Raw genomic sequence first — 17878 nt, forward strand, 5'->3', positions numbered from 1 at the left:
CTTTTTGATAAACCGTATGGCCACAGGTTTGTTCAATCTTTATTACTTTTGTCCGATTAAAAAGAAAAAAAACGTATGATTACTTATCTGATTATCGGAGTAACGGTTGTCGTTTCCTACCTTTGCTTCCAGAACGAAAGTCTTTTTCGGAAACTGGCTTTTATTCCTTATCGTACCGTCCGGGATAACGAATGGTACCGGTTAATCACACACGGTTTCGTACATGCGGATATGACGCATTTGCTGGTTAATATGTTTACCTTTTGGTCGTTCGGCCTTTATATGGAGAAACTGTTTCCTTATGTCGGTTTCGGAAAGTTCGCTTATCTGGGATTATATTTCGGCGGAATGATTGCCGCTTCCCTTTACGATTTAATCAGGCGGCGCAATAATCCGTACTATATGTCGATAGGTGCTTCCGGGGCTGTTTCTGCAGTTCTGTTTACTTCTATCTTCTTTGACCCGTGGGGAAAGATATTGTTTTTTGCGATTCTTCCCATACCGGGGATTATTTTCGGAGTCCTTTATCTGGCTTATTGCCAGTATATGGCAAAGCGGGTGGGAGACAACATCAATCATAACGCTCACTTCTACGGAGCCTTGTATGGCTTTCTGTATCCGATATTCCTCGACCCTTCCTTGATACAAAGGTTTCTTTCTTTTTTCTAAAATCAGATTGGTTTCCCGGAAACATCCTGATATATTAAAGGATGTGTATGCCTAAATTGAAAGATATGTATATCAAAACCTCAAAAGGTGTACACCTAAAATTGAAAAAGTGTACACCTTTCTGAAAATAGCATGGAATGCATTCATTCAAACATGCGGTTGCTTTTTATTTCTCATCGGTCTGTTTAAAATCTACCTCCCGGAGGTGGACCCATACGGCCATGTCCCGGGCCTCTGTCCGGACCTTCTACATCGCTCGCTGATGCTCCTCCCTTGAAGATACTGAAGCGATAGATGAAGTGTACCATAAAGTAGCTGCTCAACGTATTGTATTCGCTATCCTGGGTGTAGCTGGCTGTTACGTTACGGGAGATATTGCTACGTTGTTGCAGAATGTCGTAAAACTTAAAGCGAATGGTAGCTTGGTTCCCTTTCAGGAAAGATTTGGATGCGGAAGCGTTCCAAAGAACTTCGTTTTGCTTGAATCCATCGGTATAACCGGAGTTGGTCGACCAGTTTACATCACTTTCGATTTTGAAGTTATACGGCAAGTAGATAGTCGTATTCCCTCCGACTCCGTAATTGAACACGTTCTGGTCCTTTTGTCCTTGCAGCGAGTTGTTCGTACCGTTGTAACGGATGTTCCCGTTTACGCCGAGGTCCAGATAATCGGAACGGAAGTCGATGCCGGCACGTTCCATGAGGACGATGTTCTTGTTGGTATTCTTTTCGCTGTTGATGAAACCATTGCTGTTGGCATACGACCCCATCGTCATGGAGTTGACGGAGAATTTTTTGTTTTTCAAAGGGGTGTTGAACATTAAACGTGCGTTGCCGTTATAATTGCCGTTTACATTTTCATAAGATCTTATCTGACGGCCAGTGCCTTCTTCGTAAGTCGATTTGTTGACAATATCGTTTATTACATAGCCGAAGTTCATCATAAACATAAGAGCTGTTTGTCTTTCCGGAATGAACTTCTGGAAACGCACGGACAAATCGTTGGTGTACGTCGGTTTCAAGTCCGGATTACCGATAGTCACGTTCAACGGGTCGGATATGTCGGCTACCGGCTGCAATTGCGTCATGCTCGGCTGGCTTGTACGTCCGCGGTAATTGATACGGAGGTTGCTTCGTTTGTCGAACTTATAGTTAAACCGAACCATCGGAGACAAGTTTACTACGTTGCGGCTCAATTTGGAAAGAACGCTGTCGCCGACGAAGTTCTCGCTTGTGCTGTGCGACGGGTCGACCGTCATACCGATTGTATAATCATATTTTTCACGTACTGCCTTGAAAGCTAAACTGGCTTGTTGGGAAATGAAGTTGTTGCGATAACTTTTGCTGTAAGCTGTATCCAACTGATTGTATTCCTCACTTCCTTCTTCCCGCGTGTAGGAGTTTTTCAAGGACTCCTGTTTATTCTGGCTGATACTGTAGGTCGCCTGGATAAAATTGTTGTGTCCGATAGGCTCGACCCACGACAAATAAGCGCGGTAGTTGAAGCCGGAATTGTCGTAGCGGAAACGTTGGTCTACCAGTTCGTTATTATTTGCTTCGGAGGCTAACAGATATTGCGTATTGGAGTAGTTCAATCCTTTATTGTAGGAGTCGTTATATCCACCCGACAACGAACCGCTGAACGTACGTCCTTCGCTGTTCAACCGACGGCTGAATTCCAGTTGGGCATTCAGGTTATAGCCTTCACCGTCTGAAGCGTAATTGGATTCTCCAATGTTGACCGTATCTCTGTTTCCCGCCAAAGTATTAAACATGCTGTTTTCCCGGTTGTGGCTATTGCTATAGCTGAAACTAGGACGGAAAATGATTTGTGTCATCGTATCCGGCTTCCATTCCATGCGGAAATCTGCACCGATATTGTCGTTTCGCGTACTGCTACCGTTTTGTTCGTTATAGTAAGAAGAACTGTCGTTTGGCAGAATGTTCTGTCTGTTACTTTTACTTTGTGCATCGTTGTCGGAATGCGAGTAACGCACATTACCGCCAAGTGTCATCACTTCTGGTTTAAATTCCTTACTGAAGTTTAAGCCCGCATTGCCGGAAGAAGTGATACCGTTTCCGGCTCCCCTCGAACGTCCTCCGCGTTGTCCGCCCATTCCCTGGAACATACTGGAACCAAGATCGGAGAAACCCATATTGTTGGTGTTGTTGGCTCCCGCCATAAATGTAATCTGGTCGTTATTGATGAAACGGTTTACCATTGCATTGGCTTCGTACCTGTCTTCACTTCCGTATCCGGCGAAGGCATTGCCAAACCATCCTTGTTTCATCCCCGGCTTGACTGTCAGGTTGATAACGGTTTCTTCCTCCCCATCGTCGAAACCGGTCATTTTGGCCATATCGCTCAACTTGTCCAGAACCTGGACTTTGTCAATCATTTTGGAAGGGAGATTTTTGGATGCCACTTTTGGGTCATCGGAGAAGAACTCCTTGCCGTCTACCATGATTTTCTTGATTTCTTTACCGTTCACGGTGATTTTTCCATCGCTGTCTATTTCGACACCCGGCATCTTTTTCAGCAAATCTTCGAGCATGGAGCCTTCGGTTACTTTATAGGAGTCGGCATTGTACTCCATCGTGTCGTTACGTACAGTCACTTCGGGAGCTTTTCCTGTGATGACAGCTTCATCTAATTGATAGGTTCCGTCGCTTAGTTCAAGTTTGCCTAATTTTACCGGATTGCTTTTCCCCGTGATACGTAGCGGTTGGTAAAGCGGGTCGAAACCGATATAAGAAATATGCAATAAATAGTTGCCAGCTTTTACATTTTTCAGCGTGAAATTCCCATCGCGCGAACTGGCAACTCCTCCGACCATTGTACTGTCTTTCACACTCAGTAGACGAACCGTAGCCTGTACGATAGGCTCGTCCGTACCTTCCTCAACCACAGTTCCCGTTATATTAACGCCTTCTTGTTGCGCATACGTAGGTATCGCCAGAAGGATAAGGAACAACATCAATAAACATCTTCCCAATTTCATAACTTTTATTTTATCTTTCCAAGTATTAAGTACGAAAAGATAGACAAGGGAAAAAGACAGAAGTTTAATAATGTGTGACTTGATTTTGTATTATTAACAAAAATAAAGACGAACAGTGAAAGCTCTTTTGCTGCTTGATATTCATGCTGTTTGAAAGATTACCCGCGTTTTGCGCAGACTTTTCTGTTTATCTTATTTTTACTTCGAACCGATAATTGCCGGAACCAATCTTCTCCAGAATAACATATCCGTCCGCTTGTTTGAGTTTTGTCACTTTGTCGCCGTTTATCGTTACGCTTTTAACTTTTCCCTTTACCGGCAGATAAATGTCGGCCTGTGTGTTGGCTGGGATAGTGGCAGATAGTACGAAATTGTCCGGATTGCTTGTAAACGCAACTTGTATCTCTCCCCGTATAGTGGGCATTTTTATGGATGCTTCTTCCAATGTGGACGGTTGAGGTTTGATACGGAATGTCTCGAATGCCGGACTGAGCGGTTCGATTCCCATCAATTTCCGGGGAATGATGTTGGCTGGCGCGCTTCCCCAGGCATGATTCCAGTCTTGGTTGGGTTTATATTTATTGTCCCAGGCTTCCAATGAAATTGTGGAACCTACACGAATCATATTATACCAGCTCCGGTCGTCCGTTTTCGTCAACATCTGCAACGCATAGTCGCCACCTCCCGCATTGTAAAGTGCGTCCATCAGGAATTGGGAACCGTACACGCTGCACGCCATATTCCGGGTTTCGATAAAACTTAATACTGTTTTTTTATTTTTGTCCGGCACTATATCGAAAGCCAACGGGAACATATTTCCATGCAAAGAGGCATGTTCGGTTGAAATGCCATCCCGGTAAACTCCTTTTTTCTGATTGAAAAATGACTGGTTGAATTGTTTTTTGCATCTTTCAGCTTGCTGCATATAGTAGTCCGCATCATTTGTTTCTCCGATTACTTGGGCGATGGCGGCCATTTGTTTCAGCGCTTCATAATGGTAGGCATTTGTTACGACGTTGTAGTCCGTGAAGACGAAGCCATCCGTTTCGCCGCCCTCTTCGTTGTTTAAGCCTAATATTCCGGTATGCGGCCAGTCTACTATATCTTTGATTTTGTCGTTAAAACGGATAGAAGCCTGAAATTCAGGAGTCTGAAGCCCGGTTGTTGTACTGATGAGTCCATTCTTCTCTTTCAACTGCATCAAAGTACGGGGCTTTAGCTGTTCATAAGTTGCTTTCAACGAACGGTTGTCGCCCGTATACAGATAATCATTCCAGGCAATGAGAATAGCCTGCAGAATCCATTCTGTCGGCCAAGTTGGATAATTCAGTAAATATTCGTACGAGCGGCGCGCCAGCGAGTATTCCCGGTCTACTCCATAATGGCTCAGTTGGTTGATAAGGGCATCTGCCTCATAGGGAATACGTTCCCGGTCTCCATCCACATAAATACCGGCAAAAGAGGTTGCTTTGATGGAATATTTACATAAATCCCATATTTGATTAAGCGTGTCATTGCTGCAATGGAATGAGGAAGCTGTTTCGTCGAACGGATAATGAATATATTCGCGGGCAACATTCTCTTGTTTCAGGACAGAGCTGTATCCCTCGATTTCGCAAAAACGGAAAGGGACGACTTCGCCGACGTAGGCCGGAATTAACACAGCTGTTTTGCCTGTATTCCGTCTGTCTTTTGCTATTTTAATGCGGTATGTATGTGTCCCTTTCAGCAAGGCCAGCGGGTAACGGTGGTAACGGATGGTTCCTCCCGGCTTGCGGTTGATACGGCCTTTATCCAAGCATTCACCCAGATGTACGGTTACCGTATCGTTTTCTGAAGAGGAGGTCAGCGTCAACAATAATTGTCCGAAAGCATCTTTCCCAAAGTCGGCCAAACAGACATCTTTTGCCACCGACCGGATGGAAACCGGATAATCCGTTGTTTTTACCTGTGGATAATGAGTGGCTGCATATTCCGAAAGGGAAGGTGCTGTCCGGAAAGCTTTTATGTCCGACCATTCGCTTTCGCCTTCCGTATCGGTAACGGTTTTTACCCGCCAGAAGTAGAGCTTGTTTGCTTGTAAGGCTGCTCCTCCGTAGAGAACGGCGGTCGATTTTTTATCTTTTACCAATCCGCTATCCCAAACATTGCCGTTTCCGGAAACTGCCTCCGTATAATTGTCGGATACGATAATCCGGTAAGCTGTCTGGAAAGTATTTTGTCTTTCTCCCGGAACAATCCAACTGAATGAAGGATGAGTGGAACGGATTTGCACATATTCAAATGGTTCAATCATTTCGTCTGTTTCCCAGACGGGAATGTTGGACAGAAAACCGTTTATCCAGGTTCGCTCGCTATGTTCAATCAAATCAGTTAATAACCCGGAAGGTTTTTGTCCCGAAGCCTGTACCAGTAAACTAGTACAAATGATTGAAAGAAAGAATGAAAACTTGCGTAATTTATGTGTTATCATGCCATGTGATTAAAATGAATTGTGTAAATATAGCAACTTTTAATGAATCAAGAAAATGATACCCGGAAAAGGAAAATTCCCAATTATCAAAATGCTATTAAAATAGCAACTAAATCGGATTACTACCGCATGTAAAACGATTTACCCGCACGGGTAATATTTTTTCACATATCGATTTGATTAAAAAAGAAGAGATTTTGATACAAATTGGTATTATCCCGAAAAAAAGCGTATATTTGTTTCGGATACTCTCGGTTTAGCCGGATGTGTGAGATGCTTATTGTGAGATTCTTTCGGTCTGATATTATTAATTAAATAGATATATGGATGAAAAAACTTACTTCTAAAATCATTTTCAGCAATACCCAATTATTGTTGGTATTATTATTACGCATATTGATAGGTTGGCATTTCTTATATGAAGGAATAATTAAATTACTTGACCCGACTTGGAGTGCAGCCAGTTATTTATTGTATTCCGACTGGATATTCTCTGGTGTTTTCCATGCGATGGCCGAAAATGCGACAGTACTTTCTATCGTGAACTTTTGTAATATCTGGGGATTGATATTGATTGGTCTTGCCCTGATGTTCGGTTTGTTTACCCGTTTGGCAAGTATTGCAGGTGCGTGCCTGTTGTTATTGTATTATGTGGCAAACCCGCCTTTCACTCTTCCGGATTCCATGAAGGAAGGTACCTATATGATTATAGATAAAAATCTGATAGAGATGATTGCTTTAATCATTTTGGCTTATTTACCGTCCATCTCGCTGGTTGATTGGAACACCGTGAAAAAGCTGGCTGCAAAATTATCCCGTAAAGGAGGAAAGAGCGAGACTTCCCCGCATGAATATCCTTGCCAGATGGCTGCTCGCGAACAGAAAGAGACTCTGGAACGGCGTAATTTTCTATACAATCTTATCTCTTTGCCTTTTGCCGGAATATTTACGTGGAGTGCGGTGAAAGCAAAAACGTTTAAACAAGGAGTAGCTATCGATGCTATTTCCGGTGCTACTACCCGAACTTTTAGTTTTTCGAATTTAGAAGACCTGAAAGGTACATTGCCGTATGCGAAAATAGGAAATGTGGAATTGAGCCGCATGTTTATGGGATGTAACCTGATTGGTGGTTGGGCACATTCGCGCGATTTAATTTATGTGCCGGACTTGGTAAAGAAATATCACACACAGCAGAAAGTGTTTGAAACGTTTCAATTAGGGGAACAATGCGGTATGAATTGTATCATTCTGAACACCTCTTTGACTCCTCTTATCAATGCTTACTGGAAAGAAACCCGTGGAAAGCTGCAATTTATTTCCGATTGTGCAGGAGTAGGGGATGTGGAAAAAGGAATCCAGGTGTCTATCGACTCCGGTGCGGCTGCTTGTTATATCCAGGGAGAGATAACGGAAAAGATACTGCGTGAAGGCGGAAGCTTTGAAGTGGTAGGCGAATGGCTTGAGAAAATACGCAAGCAAGGAGTTCCCGCCGGTATCGGGGCACATTCCCTGGAAGTTATCAAGCGTTGTGTCGACATTGGCTTGAAACCTGATTATTGGGTGAAAACATTGCATCACACGAATTACTGGTCTGCAAAACCGGCAGAGCAACATGATAACATCTGGTGTACGAATCCGGAAGAAACAATCGCTTATATGAATGGGCTTGAACAGCCTTGGATTGCTTTCAAAGTATTGGCTGCCGGGGCTATTCACCCGAAAGAAGGATTTAAATATGCCTTCGAAGGTGGTGCCGATTTTATTTGCGTGGGGATGTATGACTTCCAGATTGTGGATGATGTGAATATAGCCTCCGATATTTTGTCTCAGCCTTTGAACAGGCAACGTCCGTGGAGATGTTGATAGTCTGAATTCACAAATAAATGCTTTATTCTTTAACTTAAATTCTAAATGTAATGAAGACAAACTATTTTCTTTCTTTTTGCCTTATTCTTCTTTGGGCTTGCCAAGATTCTCCAATAGAAGAGTTTGCGATTATTCCGCAACCATCGTCGATAACCTATACTCCCGGTGTGGTCAAGTTGAAAGCAAAACCGGTTGTGGGGTATCCGGCGGAATTGGCAAATGAAGCCCAGCTCCTGCAATCCTATCTGTCATCGGATTTTTCTTTGGATGTACAGTTAAGAGAGGGGGCGGATAAGGCTGATATCTTGTTGCAGCTTGACCCTACCGTGCTATCGGACAAAAAGGAGGGTTATATATTGGAAGCTGCTTCCGGTAAGATTTCGATTCAGGCGAATACTCCGGTGGGCATATTGAACGGTGTCCAGACGCTGCGTCAGATTATCAAAGAAAAAGATGGAAAATTGGCTGTTCAAAAAGCAGTTGTAACGGATTATCCTGCCTTTTCCTGGCGTGCCTTTATGTTGGATGAAGGGCGTTATTTCAAAGGAAAAGAGGTGGTGTTAAATCTTTTGGATCGGATGGCCGAGTTGAAAATGAATGTCTTTCATTGGCATCTGACGGAAGACCAAGGTTGGCGTATCGAGATAAAGAAATATCCGAAACTGACGGAAATAGGGGCGTTTCGTGACTCTTCAGAGATTAATCATTTTGGAAGTAATGTATTCGATGGTAAGCGGCATGGAGGTTTTTATACGCAGGAGCAAATAAAGGAAGTGGTGGATTATGCGGCTAAACGTCATATAATGGTGGTTCCGGAAATTGAAATGCCGGGGCATGCCAGTGCGGCTGTTGCTTCTTATCCTTGGTTGGGGACAAGCGGTAAACAGATAAACGTTTCTTGCCGTTTTGGAGTACAGTATGATGTGTATAATGTCGCAGACCCGCGTGTAATCGAGTTCTTGGAAGATGTGATGGACGAAGTTATCGCTTTGTTTCCTGCTCCGGTATTTCATATAGGAGGGGATGAGGTACGTTATAATCAATGGAAGGAATCGCCTGTCATACAGTCATACATGGCTACAAACCAGCTGAAAACTCCTGCTGAATTGCAAGTGTTCTTTACCAATAATATTTCGAACTTGTTGGCTTCCAAAGGTCGACGGATGATGGGATGGAATGAGATTACAGGAGCAAAATTGCATGAGTACCAGGCCGCGTCCGATACGGATGTAAAGCAAAAGTTAGCTCCCGGAACAATTGTCCATTTTTGGAAAGGAGATATTTCGTTGGTAAAGCAAACGATTGAACAGGGGTATGACGTTGTTAATTCCAATCATCAATACACATATCTGGATTATACGTATGATGCGATTCCTTTGAAAGCTGCCTATAATTTTAATCCGATACCCGATGGGTTGACGGATGCACAAAAGAATAAAGTTTTGGGATTGGGTTGCCAGATGTGGGGCGAATTTATCCCGACAGTCGAAAGTATGAACCTGAAGATTTATCCCCGTTTGGCAGCTTATGCTGAAACTGGTTGGACAGATGTTGTTAATAAGGATTACGCTCGTTTCTTGAATTCACTGGACTTTTTCCTGCAGAAATGGTCTGCAGAAGGTATTGTTTACGGCGAAGTAAATAAAGGTTTATGAAAACTATCTGTATCTATCTTTTAATAGTAGGCAGTCTGCTTGTTCAGTCTGCAAATGCAGTTTCCCGGATGTCTGCGGAACCGGCGAATGTCTGGTTGCAAAACAAATGGCATGCGGAATGGATTGCTTGTCCGTCGGAGTCGCTTTATGATTATGGTGTCTATCATTTTCGTAAAAGTTTTGATTTGAGTGAAAAGCCTTCTACTTTTGTCATTAATCTGTCCGCTGATAACCGTTACCGTTTGTATGTAAATGGGGAAGCTGTTTGTGTAGGGCCCGCCCGCGGAGATATTAATCACTGGTACTTCGAAACCGTTGATATTGCTCCGTTGTTGAAACCGGGTAGAAATGTGTTGGCTGCCCAAGTTTGGAATGCCGGAGTTTATACGCCGGGAGCGCAGATGACTTTGAAAACCGGCTTGATAGTTCAGGGAAATACTTCCGCTGAAGAAGTGGTGAATACGAACGGCTCCTGGAAAGTTGTCCGCAGTCAGGCTTATGCTCCTTCGGTTGAATATCGTCAGGATGTAGGCTGTGCCGATGAGGTGAGAGCCGGATTGTATCTGTGGGGATGGGAAACGCCTGCGTATGATGATGCCGGCTGGAAACCGGCTATGCAGTTAGGTCGGGGACAACCCTATGGAGTGGGGACGGGCTATGATTGGGTTTTATGTAAAAGAGATATTCCTTTGATGGAGGAAACTTTATTACGAATGGTGGAGGTACGCCGTTCGGAAGGACAAACAATTCCGTCGTCTTTCCTGAAAGGTAACGCACCTGTCACTATTCCTGCGCAGAAGAAAATTTCGGTATTGATTGACCAGACTTATTTGACGAATGCCTATCCGGAACTGAAAGTCTCCGGAGGAAAAGGTAGTTCGATACGGTTGGTCTATAGCGAGGCGCTGTATAAGGACGGGCAGAAGGGAAACAGAAATGAGATTGAGGGGCGCTCCATCCAAGGCTTTGTGGATAAATTTTATCCGGATGGCGGAGAGAACCGCTTGTTCCGGCCTTTGTGGTTCCGCACATATCGTTATCTGCAGATGGAGATTGAAACGAAAGATGAACCTCTTACTCTATTGGATTTGTATGGAATGTACACGGCTTATCCTTTTGTTGAAAACGGAAGTTTCGAGAGTGACGATGCTTCGATGAAAGATATTTGGAATGTGGGATGGAGGACGGCCCGGCTTTGTGCTAATGAGACCTATTTTGATTGTCCTTATTATGAACAGCTTCAATATGTGGGCGACACGCGTATTCAGGCACTCATTTCTTTATATGTGGATGGCGACGACAGGTTGATGCGTAAAGCGATTAAAATGTTCGATTATTCACGTTCCAGTGAAGGGATTACAGTCAGTCGTTATCCGAGTCGCGTGCCTCAGTATATTCCGCCGTTTTCACTTTATTGGATAAATATGGTACATGATTACTGGATGCATCGTGATGATGAGGCTTTTATCAAAAGCTGTATTCCCGGTGTAAAGACTGTATTGGAATGGTTTGCCGATAAGGTAAATCCGGAGACAGGCATGCTGGGAGGTGTTCCGCATTGGAACTTTGTGGATTGGCCGCGCGAATGGCCTTGGAATAATGAAAAACCGCTGGGAGGTGTTCCTCCGGGAGCCATAACGGGAGGTTCCGCTATCCTTTCCTTGCAGTTCGCTTATACATTGAAAGATGCTGTCGAGTTGTTGAACCGGTTCGGCGAACCGGAGTTGGGCGCTCGTTATCAATCGTTGTATCAGACACTTTGTTCGAATACCTATAAACGTTGTTGGATAGAGCAAAAGCAGATGCTTGCCGACGATTTGAATCAAACAAGTTATAGCCAGCATGCCAATATAATGGGTATCCTTTCTGATGCAGTCCCACAGGAAAAACAAGAAGCTTTGTTTAAGAAATTAGATGCGGACCCCTCGCTTATTCAGGCAACATTCTATTATCGTTTTTATTTATTCCGTGCATTGAAGAAAGTAGGATTGGCTGAACAGTACACCGATATGTTGAAACCTTGGAAAGATATGTTGGCTATTGGATTGACTACGTTTGCCGAAAATCCGGAACCGACCCGTTCCGATTGCCATGCTTGGAGCGCGAGTCCGGTCTATGATATGCTGGCTACGGTCTGCGGTGTGGAACCGGCTGAACCTGGTTTCCGTTCGGTTCGTATAGCCCCTCATCTGGGACATTTGAAAGAGGTGAAAGGGAAAGTTCCCCATCCGGCCGGTCTTATCGAAATCGATTTAAGAAAATCGGGCAATAAAATCGTGGGAACGGTAATTTTGCCGGAAGGCTTGCAGGGAACGTTTTTCCGGGGTGAAAAAGAAATCAGGTTGATTTCCGGGAAAAATAAAATCGATTAGCATTAAACCTTTTTGTTTTTTCCGGGTCTATTATTCTGAAGTGCTTCAAATACAGATAAGTTTTTTATGTTATATAATTAAAGTAATAGTTTATGAAGAAGGTAATAGGATTGCTTTTGGTTGTCCTGATTAGTACAGTGACAGTTTTTGCTCAGAATGGCAAAAGTGGTGAAAAGAGAGAAGATCCCTCAAAACGGATGGAGAAGATGATAACCGAGTTGAAGCTTGATAAAAAACAGGCGGCTGATTTCCGTAAAATCAGTAAGAAGTATCAGGAAAAGATGGTGGAAGCGCGTAAAGAAGCTGGCGATGACCGTCAGAAAATGCGTGAGAAGATGATTACCATGCGTGACGAACGGAATGCTGAAATCAAAAAGATATTGACGGAAGAACAATACAAGCAATATCTCGAAAAGCAACAGCCTCCGCAGGGACAGCGTAGAGGACGTGACCGCAAATAAGGTTCGTTGCCAAGCTGGGTAATAGGGTTGTCGACCGAATATGAAGGTTGCCGACCGAAAAAACAGCTCCCGACCCAACTCTTTGGGGACGGGAGCTGTTTTTATGTATAGGCTGTCGGATTATAAAGTTTTCAACTTCAGATTTCTCCAAAGAACTTTGATACCGCCACCGTCGTGTATCTGTAGGGCGATGCGGCCTTGTCCGGCTCCAATCTTTTCATCGTTGATGTTCACCATTTCCTGGCCGTTCAACCATGTTTGTACGTTGTCACCCTGTACTTTGATGCGCATAGTGTTCCATTCGCCTTCTTTTAGAATCGTTTCTTTTTCGTCCGGAATTTGTACTAACCATCCGCGGCCGTATGACTCGTAAATACCGCCGGTATCGCATCCTTTGGGAGCAACCTCTACCTGCCAACCGTTCACTTTTACGTCTTTTTCAACGAAAGAGCGGATGAATACACCTGAATTTCCGTCTGCTTCCTGTTTGAATTCGACTGTCAGGTCGAAATCATCATAATAGTCGCGTGTTGCCAGGTATCCGTATTTTTTATCCGGACCGCTTTCACATATCAGCAAACCGTCTTTTACATACCAAAGTTCTGTGCCGTAAGCTTCCCAACCTTTCAAGTCTACACCGTTGAAAAGTACCACTTCTTTCGTCTTTCTCGGGAGCTCTTTGATTTTAATATTGCGGAAGGAAGCTGGATAGCCATGGTCTTGCAAGCAAAGTACTCCTTTTTTAGCCAAGCCGTATTCGGGCGCATTTGCCCATTTACCACTGTTTTTCTTTGTATGCCAATCGTCTGTCCAAGCCTCGAATTCCAGTATTTTTTCTCCGTTCAGCCAGTGTTCCACATGACCATTGTCGAATACAATTTTCGAGTTGTTCCACTGTCCTTGCGGATTGACTTTCATTTTTGCTTTGTCAGGCAGATGCATGGCATAGTCTACACCCAGCTTTTGCCATTCTTCCAGTGGCTCAGGAAAGTTCGGCTCGTCTATCAGCTGATATTCCGGACCGGTTACATAAGGAACAGCAAATTGAGGGCGTTCCACTACGTGATACAGCATTCCGCTGTTTCCGCCTTTAGAGAGTTTCCAGTCCCAGGAAAGTTCAAAGTTTTCATACTGTTTTTCCGTCACGATATATCCGCTGGCATCACTCCCGTCTCCTTTGGCCTGGATGCAACCGTCCACGACGTGCCAAGGTTGGGTAAGGGTCGTTCCATTGTAATCTTTCCAGCCGTCAAGAGTTTGTCCGTCGAAAAGGAGTTGCCACCCATCGGCAATCTCTTCGGGTGTTAGCACGTTTTGCTTTGTTTCGCAAGATGTGAACAAGGTCAATGTCATCGCGCAGGTCGCAAGTAATCCTGTTGTTGCTACTTTAGTCATCACTACGTTCATGATTTAAGAATGAGTTTAAATTATTATTAATCTTTTAGTTTATAGAATATGAGTACCGGATTATCTTCCTCTGTCAAAGTTTTCCGTAGCTTCATTATTTGTTTGCGTTCTTTCTCGTTTATGGGACTGTCTTCATGCAATATAGATGAAGGACTTGTATAAGTCACAAAGAAGTCATTGAAAACGGCTAAATTGTCAAGATAGAAATCTACGTCTTGATTTTTTATTTCGTTTCCGCATATTGTTTTTCCATCGGTCTTGTGATAGAAACAGTAAAAGGGATATCCATATTTATTCAAGTGATAATTAATGATTACCCAATTCTTCGTTTCAAAGAATGTAAAGACAGTCGCATAGGTACCATTTTTTAGATAATTCTTTAAATCATCGATATCTTTGGTGTAGCAGGAGGCATCAAAGCTATATTTCCCCATATCGACTCGATATTCAGGGAATAGCCCTTTCGATGTGATATGAAAAATAGTGTCGCTTAATGAACTGAAATAAGTGTATTTATTGTTGTTGCGTAAGAAATTGTTTCCGTTTATCGTGTTTGCCGGCCATAAGTGTTCCTGGGAATTCCAAATGTAAGGATAATAAGATTTCTCTATTTGCATATTGGAATCACGAATGACAAGATTGTGCTTAGCCTTCTCAGTCTTTTCAAAACCTGTAAATCGAGCTGTTTTCTTATTGTCTAATGGAGTCATCCCTCCTGGCATTGACTTGAAGAATTCTTTTTGGCGTTTAATGAATTTCCCATCTAAAGTATAATACAATATATTGAAACTTCCTAAGTCTGTTAAAACCAATTGGTCCTGTTCCATGTCAATGGCGAGATAATCCAATTGTATATATTCCTCCGGTCCATTTCCGATGCTGTGTATTTTAGACAGGTAGTTCCCGTTTAAATCAAAGATGAATAATGATAAAGTTTTGTCGTCCAAAACATAGATTCTGTCTTTATAAACCTCTACATTGGTTAAATTACCAATTAAGGCATCATCCGTTGTCTCAAGCCTTACATAATGTATGCTATCTAAGTAAGGGGCAATATCTATTGGCATCTTTTGGTAACCAACCTGAGGCTGGATTGTTACTACATCATTGTGAGATGTCCCTTTGGTCTCTTTTTTATTGTTTTGGCAAATGATGTCCTGGCAGTTGAAAATGCCGGAAACAGCAATTAGGACGCATAAGATAAATTTCATGATATTATTTTATTAATTAGTAATTTCAGTGGAACATAAATAAGAGACAAGCTTTGTTTATGGAGCCTGTCCCTTATTTAGTTACTCCTTCGTTGAAAAAGGAAGGGACATTATTTCACAATCGGCTTAATCCGTATATTACGGAACCGTACCTCCGAATCGTGTCCGAGAAATGCAAGATGTCCTTTGGAACGTAATAAACCCGGTTGTATTTTTTCCGCGGGGATACCTTGTGTCTCTTTTTTCAGGTTCACATCAAGAATGACAGTCCCATTCAGTATAATTTTAATAGTAGCACCGTCGGCAATCACTTCCTGTACATTCCATTCTCCTACAGGCTTCAGGTATCCCCGTTTAGCAGGTGCGTAATTATATAAACCACCATGATACTGGTAGGGCTTCAAGTCCTTATATTGAGGATCTTCATTGTCCAGAATTTGAAGTTCCATCCCTAAATACCCTTTCTCTTTAGGCATAACGATGTGACGCAATCCTAATCCATTATTGGCCCCCGGAGTTAATTGGAATTCGAAACGTAAAATGAAATTATCAAATTCTTCTTTTGAATACAAATTACCGAATCCGGAAGCTTTTTTGACAATGCATCCGTCTTCCACAAAATATTCGTCTGCATTATTAATCCAATTATCAAGGGATTTTCCGTCAAAGAGAAGTTGATATCCCTCTTTCACCTCCTTGTCGGACAGTTGGTTCAGTTTTTGTCCTTGTACACAAAAACTAAAGGCAAAAAGTATAGTTGTTACAATACCATAGATTTTCATAGAGCCGTATTATTTTTTCTTTTTTGTTTCTTTTAATTGTTCTGCATCCCAGTAAATTGCTTTTCCACGCATATAGCTCTCATAACTTAATAAAGCAGGAGCTGCCGAACGTACGCCGAATAAAACATCTGCAGCCAGTGGCGTTTTATTCCGTATTCCGGTAAAGAAGTTATAGAAGTGGTCGTAATGACCGCCTTTATATCCTTGTGCTGCCGTGAAAACAAACTCAGAGTCTGTGTTTTGGACAGGTGTATCGATACCTTGTCCAATCTTATTCAAGGCTTCCAAGCGTTGGATATCCATCGGGCGGGCTGTTTTCAGAGTCACTTTGTCCCAGGCTACATCCAGTGTCCCTTCCGAACCGACAATACGGAAGTCCATACTTCCCCATTTTTTGGAAACACCATCTACATAATTAGCACCTAGTTGGACTGTAAATGCTCCGATATTATTCCGGTCCGGATAGTCGAAATACCCTAACATAATGTCCGGAGTATCCCGGTAGCCGTCCGTATAGTAGCGAATATCCCCAGTTGTGTAGACTTTTTCCGGTCCTATGGCATCCGTTATGAAATGCAGGCTGGCTAGCACGTGCACAAATAAGTCGCCGGCAATCCCGGTCCCGTAATCTTTCCAGTTTCTCCAATAGAAAAAACGTTGTGCGTCGAAATCATGCTTAGGGGCATTCCCGATGAATTGTTTCCACCAGATTGTTTTTTCAGAGGCATCTTCCGGTATGGGATAATGTCCTAGCTCTCCGGGTCCGGCAGTAAATTGTCCGTCGATGAAGTTTACTTTCCCGATAATTCCCGATTGTACTAATTGCCGTGCTTTCCTGTTACCCAAAGAGGCCATACCTTGGCTTCCTGCCTGAAAATAAGTTCCACTGACACGCTGTGCATCAATCAATGCTTTCCCTTCACTGATTTTATGAATCACCGGTTTTTCACAATAGACATGTTTCCCGGCTTTCATAGCAGCAATGGAGATAGGTTGATGCCAATGATCCGGTGTTCCGATTAACACCACATCCACATCCTTGCGATTAAGAATGTCTTGATAGTCTTTTGTGACGAAAATATGGTCTCCCCATTGCTTTTTTGCCAATTCCAGACGGGCATCATATAAATCACAAACGGCAACCAACTTTACACCTTCTACCGACAAAGCCGTGTTAGTATCTGCCGTACCCATCCCCCCTTTGCCAATCAGTGCAATACGGATTTCTTTCACATCCGATTTGTTTGATACCAAAGGAGGAGATGTCACTGTATCCTTTCCTAATAGAATTTGAGGAGCAGAAGGCAATAAGATGCCTCCTGCTATTAATTGTTTGATGAAGTTTCTTCTGATAGTCATTTTCTAATAGCTTAATCATTATTTGCAAATGTAATAACATATAACGATAAATTAGCATCCGAATCGATTTTATGCATGGAAACAGATGATAAACGTATCGGAAGAACATAATTACCAAATTCTCTATGAGTACTCCTTTTATCTTTAATGGCGAGTAATGTGCTAAAATCATCAGGGAGAGGAACCGGATACGGGCTAAATTCATATTTTTTCCCAAATGTTGTACCAGGATATGGGTTAATTGATTATTTCTGCTCATGACCTTGATTCTTTCTCCAAAAACATATTTAAAAGTTTCTGTAAGAACGTAGACGGAAAGTCCCGGAAGTCAGTTTTCCTGACTATCAAAATGTCATTAGTAAGGCAACTAAATGGGATTAGTATGGCGGGTAAAATAAATTACCCGCACATGTAACCCTTTTTAACATATCAATCCGATAGTGAAACACCGAAATGGAGAACATCTTGTCAATTTGCCGAGACAGAGGGAAAGTACTATAATGTAAATAATCCGAGTTTTTGTAAGACTAATTTTTTTCTCTCTTCGCGTACATATAATATACATAAATCGCAATTATGAAAAAAGAAAAATAAATGCCGTAAGATTTGTTTTATATGTTT

11 protein-coding genes are annotated in these 17878 nt (G+C 42.7%); 5 read left to right on the forward strand and 6 right to left on the reverse strand.

Annotated elements, in window-relative coordinates:
* Nucleotides 1-75 precede the first annotated feature (75 nt).
* Nucleotides 76-669, forward strand: a complete 594-nt coding sequence (locus DW103_RS10290) for a rhomboid family intramembrane serine protease (protein ID WP_122275778.1) — start codon at nt 76-78, stop codon at nt 667-669.
* A gap of 185 nt (nt 670-854) precedes the next feature.
* On the opposite strand, the gene DW103_RS10295 is transcribed toward DW103_RS10290, so the two are convergent.
* Both DW103_RS10295 and DW103_RS10300 read right to left on the reverse strand, forming a co-directional pair.
* Nucleotides 855-3671: a TonB-dependent receptor gene (locus DW103_RS10295; RefSeq protein ID WP_122275781.1), complete on the reverse strand. Its 2817-nt coding sequence runs from the start codon at nt 3669-3671 to the stop codon at nt 855-857.
* 187 nt (nt 3672-3858) lie between these two features.
* Complete coding sequence (locus tag DW103_RS10300) at nt 3859-6144, reverse strand: alpha-L-rhamnosidase C-terminal domain-containing protein (protein ID WP_122275783.1); 2286 nt, start codon at nt 6142-6144, stop codon at nt 3859-3861.
* A gap of 327 nt (nt 6145-6471) precedes the next feature.
* On the opposite strand from DW103_RS10300, the gene DW103_RS10305 reads away from it, so the two are divergent.
* The 4 genes from DW103_RS10305 (at nt 6472) to DW103_RS10320 (ending at nt 12498) form a co-directional block, all read left to right on the forward strand.
* Nucleotides 6472-8007: a DoxX family membrane protein gene (locus DW103_RS10305; RefSeq protein WP_122275785.1), complete on the forward strand. Its 1536-nt coding sequence runs from the start codon at nt 6472-6474 to the stop codon at nt 8005-8007.
* Between the two features lie 53 nt (nt 8008-8060).
* Complete coding sequence (locus DW103_RS10310; RefSeq protein WP_122275787.1) at nt 8061-9665, forward strand: beta-N-acetylhexosaminidase; 1605 nt, start codon at nt 8061-8063, stop codon at nt 9663-9665.
* On the forward strand, nt 9662-12037 hold the full coding sequence (locus DW103_RS10315; protein WP_122275789.1) for an alpha-L-rhamnosidase C-terminal domain-containing protein: 2376 nt from the start codon (nt 9662-9664) through the stop codon (nt 12035-12037). The genes DW103_RS10310 and DW103_RS10315 overlap by 4 nt, the downstream gene beginning before the upstream one ends.
* Nucleotides 12038-12129: 92 nt before the next feature.
* A complete protein-coding gene (locus DW103_RS10320; RefSeq protein ID WP_122275791.1) occupies nt 12130-12498 on the forward strand; it encodes a hypothetical protein in 369 nt (122 codons plus the stop codon).
* A 120-nt stretch (nt 12499-12618) separates the two neighbouring features.
* On the opposite strand, the gene DW103_RS10325 is transcribed toward DW103_RS10320, so the two are convergent.
* The 4 genes from DW103_RS10325 to DW103_RS10340 form a co-directional block, all read right to left on the reverse strand.
* Nucleotides 12619-13905, reverse strand: a complete 1287-nt coding sequence (locus DW103_RS10325; RefSeq protein WP_122275793.1) for a DUF1080 domain-containing protein — start codon at nt 13903-13905, stop codon at nt 12619-12621.
* 26 nt (nt 13906-13931) lie between these two features.
* Nucleotides 13932-15116, reverse strand: coding sequence for a 6-bladed beta-propeller (locus DW103_RS10330; RefSeq protein WP_122275795.1), 1185 nt, complete (start codon nt 15114-15116; stop codon nt 13932-13934).
* Nucleotides 15117-15226: 110 nt separating this feature from the next.
* Complete coding sequence (locus DW103_RS10335; RefSeq protein ID WP_122275797.1) at nt 15227-15898, reverse strand: DUF1080 domain-containing protein; 672 nt, start codon at nt 15896-15898, stop codon at nt 15227-15229.
* Between the two features lie 9 nt (nt 15899-15907).
* Nucleotides 15908-17257, reverse strand: a complete 1350-nt coding sequence (locus DW103_RS10340) for a Gfo/Idh/MocA family protein (RefSeq protein ID WP_122275799.1) — start codon at nt 17255-17257, stop codon at nt 15908-15910.
* Nucleotides 17258-17878: the final 621 nt, after the last annotated feature.

The sequence above is a fragment of the Parabacteroides sp. AM08-6 genome, assembly GCF_003473295.1.
Classification (GTDB): Bacteria; Bacteroidota; Bacteroidia; order Bacteroidales; family Tannerellaceae; genus Parabacteroides.

Bases quoted from the DNA above. Each gene is read 5' to 3' on its own strand.
- DW103_RS10290 (WP_122275778.1), top strand. From the start codon at position 76: ATGATTACTTATCTGATTATCGGAGTAACGGTTGTCGTTTCCTACCTT.
- DW103_RS10295 (WP_122275781.1), bottom strand. From the start codon at position 3,671: ATGAAATTGGGAAGATGTTTATTGATGTTGTTCCTTATCCTTCTGGCG.
- DW103_RS10300 (WP_122275783.1), bottom strand. From the start codon at position 6,144: ATGATAACACATAAATTACGCAAGTTTTCATTCTTTCTTTCAATCATT.
- DW103_RS10305 (WP_122275785.1), top strand. From the start codon at position 6,472: ATGAAAAAACTTACTTCTAAAATCATTTTCAGCAATACCCAATTATTG.
- DW103_RS10310 (WP_122275787.1), top strand. From the start codon at position 8,061: ATGAAGACAAACTATTTTCTTTCTTTTTGCCTTATTCTTCTTTGGGCT.
- DW103_RS10315 (WP_122275789.1), top strand. From the start codon at position 9,662: ATGAAAACTATCTGTATCTATCTTTTAATAGTAGGCAGTCTGCTTGTT.
- DW103_RS10320 (WP_122275791.1), top strand. From the start codon at position 12,130: ATGAAGAAGGTAATAGGATTGCTTTTGGTTGTCCTGATTAGTACAGTG.
- DW103_RS10325 (WP_122275793.1), bottom strand. From the start codon at position 13,905: ATGAACGTAGTGATGACTAAAGTAGCAACAACAGGATTACTTGCGACC.
- DW103_RS10330 (WP_122275795.1), bottom strand. From the start codon at position 15,116: ATGAAATTTATCTTATGCGTCCTAATTGCTGTTTCCGGCATTTTCAAC.
- DW103_RS10335 (WP_122275797.1), bottom strand. From the start codon at position 15,898: ATGAAAATCTATGGTATTGTAACAACTATACTTTTTGCCTTTAGTTTT.
- DW103_RS10340 (WP_122275799.1), bottom strand. From the start codon at position 17,257: ATGACTATCAGAAGAAACTTCATCAAACAATTAATAGCAGGAGGCATC.